Source organism: Mycetocola sp. (assembly GCF_025464835.1).
Taxonomy (GTDB): domain Bacteria; phylum Actinomycetota; class Actinomycetes; order Actinomycetales; family Microbacteriaceae; genus Mycetocola_A.
Genome location: NZ_JAODMP010000028.1, coordinates 1 through 3,884 on the forward strand (window position 1 = coordinate 1; position 3,884 = coordinate 3,884).

Here is a 3,884-nt window from a genome sequence, read left to right on the forward strand (position 1 = left end):
GACACCCCGGCCATGCATTTGCGTCTAATAGACAAAGAACGATTGACTGCCTCGGTGCTCTCCGATGAGGTGTCTCTCCAAGAAATCACGGACGCTACGCAGAAGGTTGGCACGAGTGCGTCCGCAGCGATCACGAGACTCGAGAATGCCGCCGAAAGATCGTACTAAGAACTAGCGCCGTTGTCGAGTCGGGTCGGCCCGCCGAACGGATGGTCGTAGGTATGGTCGTCGTCGCAGAACACGGCCGCCCGGCTGTAAGCCGGGAATCGATGGTCGCGGTAGCTGCGGAGCTCTCTCATCCTCGTGGCCGGTGTGTACTTCTTTGTGCCCCCTGACACGGCCGCGCCCGTTTCGGGATCGCATACCCGCGTGAAACATGTCGCCTGGCTGACCGACCGGCGAGCGGTCTCCATGTCGATCGGTTCATACACATCCGCGTCGAGCTGACTTCGAAGTTCGAGTTCCTTGTGGGAAGCTTCCATTCGATCGCCTGGTCCGGAGCAATCCGGACCGATGACTACCAGTGATGTGCGACGTCGACCACGAGGCGGCTTCCGGTGTCAGGCCCGTCTAGAACAAAGGCGCGGAACGGCAGGCGGGCACGGACCCCAAGCCCGAACCTGGTCTGGCCTTCGAAGCTGCCGGCGAACGCCACCTGACGGAACGTCGAGTACCCCGTCACGTCGGCAAGTTCCCGCTTGTCGCCTGGAACGTATGGAGCCGGCATGCCCGGTCCGCCGTTCGGTGCGGTCGCGAGCACCTGCAGGTCGGCTGCTCCGCGCAGCGGAATGATGGCTCCGGTCGGGTCCTCATAGAGGGGACTCACGTATCGGACGTCATATCCCGCCACATCGCCATGGACATCGATGACGAGCCGGTCAAAGCACGGATGCTGTCCGCTCCGTACCTTCGCGATCGATGCATTTTCGGATCCGACGAGATGGCTCTCGGGAAGCGAGCCCCAGGTGATGCCGCAGTATGGAGCGGCGGCTGCTGCAGGGCCGGTCGACACAAGAAAGACTGCGCCGAAGAGCATGCTGATCAAGAGTGCGAAGGAACGCTTCATTGCGGTCCACTTCTCCTTGCGTTCGGACCTCTCAGCGCAGATGATACGCCGGAGGATTCAGCTTGGGGAGAGCCGCAACATTACGGTTCGGGTGTCAGTATCGGCTAGTCAGATGCCGTTATCGAACCGTCACGTCATATGCCAGGTGCACGGTTGCTTCCTTGCAGGCATTCTGGGTGACGGGCTTGTTGCTGAAGCCGATCGCTGCGCCTGCGAAGGTCGTCGTCTGGCCGCTTGTGAGCGTGCGGTCGACCGTCATGTCTGGCGTCGGGAGGATGTAGTCGGTGGCGTCGCAGCTACCTTCGACGGCACGTGCCGCTTTCGATACGGAAACGATGCGGACACCGACGGACTCGATGTGGAGAGCCACCGCGCCTGTGTTTGTCACGATGCCCTCGATGGGTGCAGGCGCGACGCCCGGCGCCATGCCCACCACGGTGGATGTCTGTTCAACGCTGACCGACATTCCGGTTGCCGGGTCAGCGGCGCACTGTGATGACGCGGCCTGCGCTGGTGGTGCAGCGACGGTCCCGGCTCCGAAGAAGGCGAGGGCGACGAGTACTCCGGCGGCGACGATCCCCGCCTTGCGGCGACGGCGGCCGAGCAGGAGGAATACCAGGCCGAGTGCGACGAGCGCGGCGGCGCCGAGGATGAGCATCGGGGAAATCGATCCGCCCGTGGTGGCGAGGACGGTGCAGGGCGCCAGGGCAGCATCGGCTGTTGAGATCATCAGGAGGCCGCGCTTTCGGAGGAGGGTTCCGTGGAGAGAAGGGGTTCGGCGGCTATCGGCTCAGCGGGTGCGGCCGGTTCCGCCGGGGCCGGCGTGGGTGCTGCTTCTTCCGTTGTGGCGGGCGGCGCCGGTACGGGCGACGGCGCCGGTTCAGGTGCTGGTGCTGGTGCTGGTTCAGGTGCTGGGTCAGCTGCGGGTTCAGAGACCGGAGCGGGTGTTGGAGCTGGTGTCACCGGCTCCGTCGATGTGGGTGCCGGTGCAGACGTCACAGTGAAGGTTTGGGTGGTCGTCGACTCGAGGTTCCAGGAGTTCTGTGCGCTGACACTGACCTTCTGCCTCGCAATCATGGTTCCGCTGGTGGCAGTGATCTCCGGCGCGCCTGCTCTGGAGTCGCCGTAGTAGAAAGAGACGGATGTCGTGCCGGTGAGTATCGTCAGCGTGGTTGTCCTGGCACCACCGTAAGCAGCTGAGAAGACCGGGTCATTCTTCGAATCTGAGGAAAGAGTGACTGCAACGGTGCTCGTTGCAGACGCCGGGTTGCCGAATCTGTCCTGGAGCTGCAGAGTGATAGGTCCGATCAGTGCGCGGCCGCGGTTTGATGCCGGGCCACTGGCCATCGGCGAGCTGAACGCAAGCTTGACACCGGCCGTGGCTTCCACCGTAGCCGTTTGAGAGGCGGACAAGAGCCCGGCCTGCACGGTGAGGGTTGGCGTTCCCGCCTTCGTGTCGCCGTAATAGAATGTCGCGGTGGACGAGCCGGCGGGGATCGTCATCGAGGTGATGGCGCCTCCTCCCAGGGATGAAGCGAAGATCTTCGACCCTGCGGAGCTGGAGGTGAGAGTCACGACGGTCCCGCCCGAGGGCGCCGCCATCGCCGTGCCGGAGTCGTTCTGTAGTTGCACGGTGTTCGGGCCCAGGTTGGCGGAATCGGACGCTGACCCCGAGACGGCCGGGGTCCGGAAGGCAAGCCTGGTCGCGGTTGCCGTCGTCACCGTGACCGTGACCGGTGCACTCGCGGTGCTGCGGGCCGTCCACGACCGGAACGCCGCCGTCACCGTGTAGGTGTGGACGCCGTCGGGCACGCTCGTGTCGGTGCAGGTCGTCGTCGTCAGTAGCGTCGTCGTGGTCGATCCACAGGCGACCGTGACGTTGCCGTCGGTGGTTCTTGTCACGACGTATCCCGAAGGCCTGATGCTCCCGGCGGAGGCGGTCCAGGTGACGGCCACGTCTCGAGTGCCAGCGGCAGGGACGTCGGCCGTGACATTCGTCGGAGCGAGGAGGGTTCCGGTATGGGCGCTGGTGCTGGAGGCGCCGGTCGACTTCCAGTAGGCGGATGCCGGCGGGACGTTTGCGAAGAGCGTCGTGAGGAGAACCACGATCAGGGTGGTTGCTACGGTTCCGGCTCTCAGTGCGCGGTCAGGCAGGGAGACGCTGAGGGTGCCATGCGACGAGGTGCTGCTGAGTGCGGAAGACATGAGACCTTCTTGAATTCAGAAATGGATCAGGGGAAGAGCGCCCCGGTGAGCACGTCAGCCGCGGCGTGGCGGCTCACCGGGAGCATCAGCGGGAAAAGGCGATCAGCTGGCGGTGATGACCAGCGGCACGGAAACGTTCTTGCAGGCGTCCTGGTTCTCGTCGAGGTTGTTCATCGCGACCGTGAAGGAACCCGAGACGCTGGCTCCGGCGGCAATTTCGGCAAGGGCGATAGTGGGCGCGCTAACCGCGTAGTCATTGGCGTCACAAGTGGCACCGCCCGTGGTGCTGACAACGCCCTTCCACGTCGGGTCAACAGACACAACGACCGAAGAGAGCTTCTGCAGGCCCGTGCCGGGGTTTTTCACCGTGAAGTTGTGTATCTGAGCGACGCCACCTGGAGTGAGAGCAGCGTCGGTCGTACCTGCGCTGACGATTTCGAAAGACTTGGAATGGCTGGTCGAAGTAGAGCCGGTGCCAGCACCAGCCGCGGTCCAGTAGGCGAAGGCCGCGCTTCCGCCGCCGGCCACGAGGAGGGCTGCGGTCGTGATGGCGATGAGCTTGTTGCGGTTCTTGATCCTGGCCATGAGAAATTCCTTCGGGGTAATGCGCTGA

7 protein-coding genes are annotated in these 3,884 nt (G+C 64.1%); 3 read left to right on the forward strand and 4 right to left on the reverse strand.

Annotated features, from left to right (window positions below):
* Positions 1–164 precede the first annotated feature (164 nt).
* The 3 genes from JWP90_RS03805 to JWP90_RS03815 all read right to left on the reverse strand — a co-directional run bounded on the left by JWP90_RS03805 (position 165) and on the right by JWP90_RS03815 (position 1,796).
* Positions 165–482 (reverse strand): hypothetical protein, encoded by a 318-nt coding sequence (locus tag JWP90_RS03805; protein ID WP_297359870.1) that lies wholly within the window; start codon positions 480–482, stop codon positions 165–167.
* 35 nt (positions 483–517) lie between these two features.
* Positions 518–1,066 carry a hypothetical protein gene (locus tag JWP90_RS03810; RefSeq protein ID WP_297359873.1) on the reverse strand — a complete coding sequence of 183 codons (549 nt, stop codon included), beginning with the start codon at positions 1,064–1,066 and terminating at the stop codon, positions 518–520.
* Between the two features lie 118 nt (positions 1,067–1,184).
* On the reverse strand, positions 1,185–1,796 hold the full coding sequence (locus JWP90_RS03815; RefSeq protein ID WP_297359875.1) for a hypothetical protein: 612 nt from the start codon (positions 1,794–1,796) through the stop codon (positions 1,185–1,187).
* Between the two features lie 30 nt (positions 1,797–1,826).
* On the opposite strand from JWP90_RS03815, the gene JWP90_RS03820 reads away from it, so the two are divergent.
* The 3 genes from JWP90_RS03820 to JWP90_RS03830 all read left to right on the forward strand — a co-directional run bounded on the left by JWP90_RS03820 (position 1,827) and on the right by JWP90_RS03830 (position 3,125).
* On the forward strand, positions 1,827–2,195 hold the full coding sequence (locus tag JWP90_RS03820) for a hypothetical protein (RefSeq protein WP_297359878.1): 369 nt from the start codon (positions 1,827–1,829) through the stop codon (positions 2,193–2,195).
* Positions 2,196–2,543: 348 nt separating this feature from the next.
* The gene (locus JWP90_RS03825; protein ID WP_297359880.1) at positions 2,544–2,858 is read left to right on the forward strand and encodes a hypothetical protein; all 315 of its coding nucleotides are present in this window, start codon (positions 2,544–2,546) and stop codon (positions 2,856–2,858) included.
* Entirely contained in the window at positions 2,859–3,125 is a 267-nt protein-coding gene (locus tag JWP90_RS03830) for a hypothetical protein (RefSeq protein WP_297359882.1), read from the forward strand.
* Between the two features lie 248 nt (positions 3,126–3,373).
* Here the strand turns inward: JWP90_RS03830 and JWP90_RS03835 are convergent.
* On the reverse strand, positions 3,374–3,884 hold a 511-nt coding region (locus JWP90_RS03835; protein ID WP_297359885.1), incomplete at its 5' end, for a hypothetical protein.

What these genes read in the sequence shown, in the direction of transcription:
- JWP90_RS03805 (WP_297359870.1), bottom strand. Translation starts at nt 482, where the DNA reads ATGGAAGCTTCCCACAAGGAACTCGAACTTCGAAGTCAGCTCGACGCG.
- JWP90_RS03810 (WP_297359873.1), bottom strand. Translation starts at nt 1,066, where the DNA reads ATGAAGCGTTCCTTCGCACTCTTGATCAGCATGCTCTTCGGCGCAGTC.
- JWP90_RS03815 (WP_297359875.1), bottom strand. Translation starts at nt 1,796, where the DNA reads ATGATCTCAACAGCCGATGCTGCCCTGGCGCCCTGCACCGTCCTCGCC.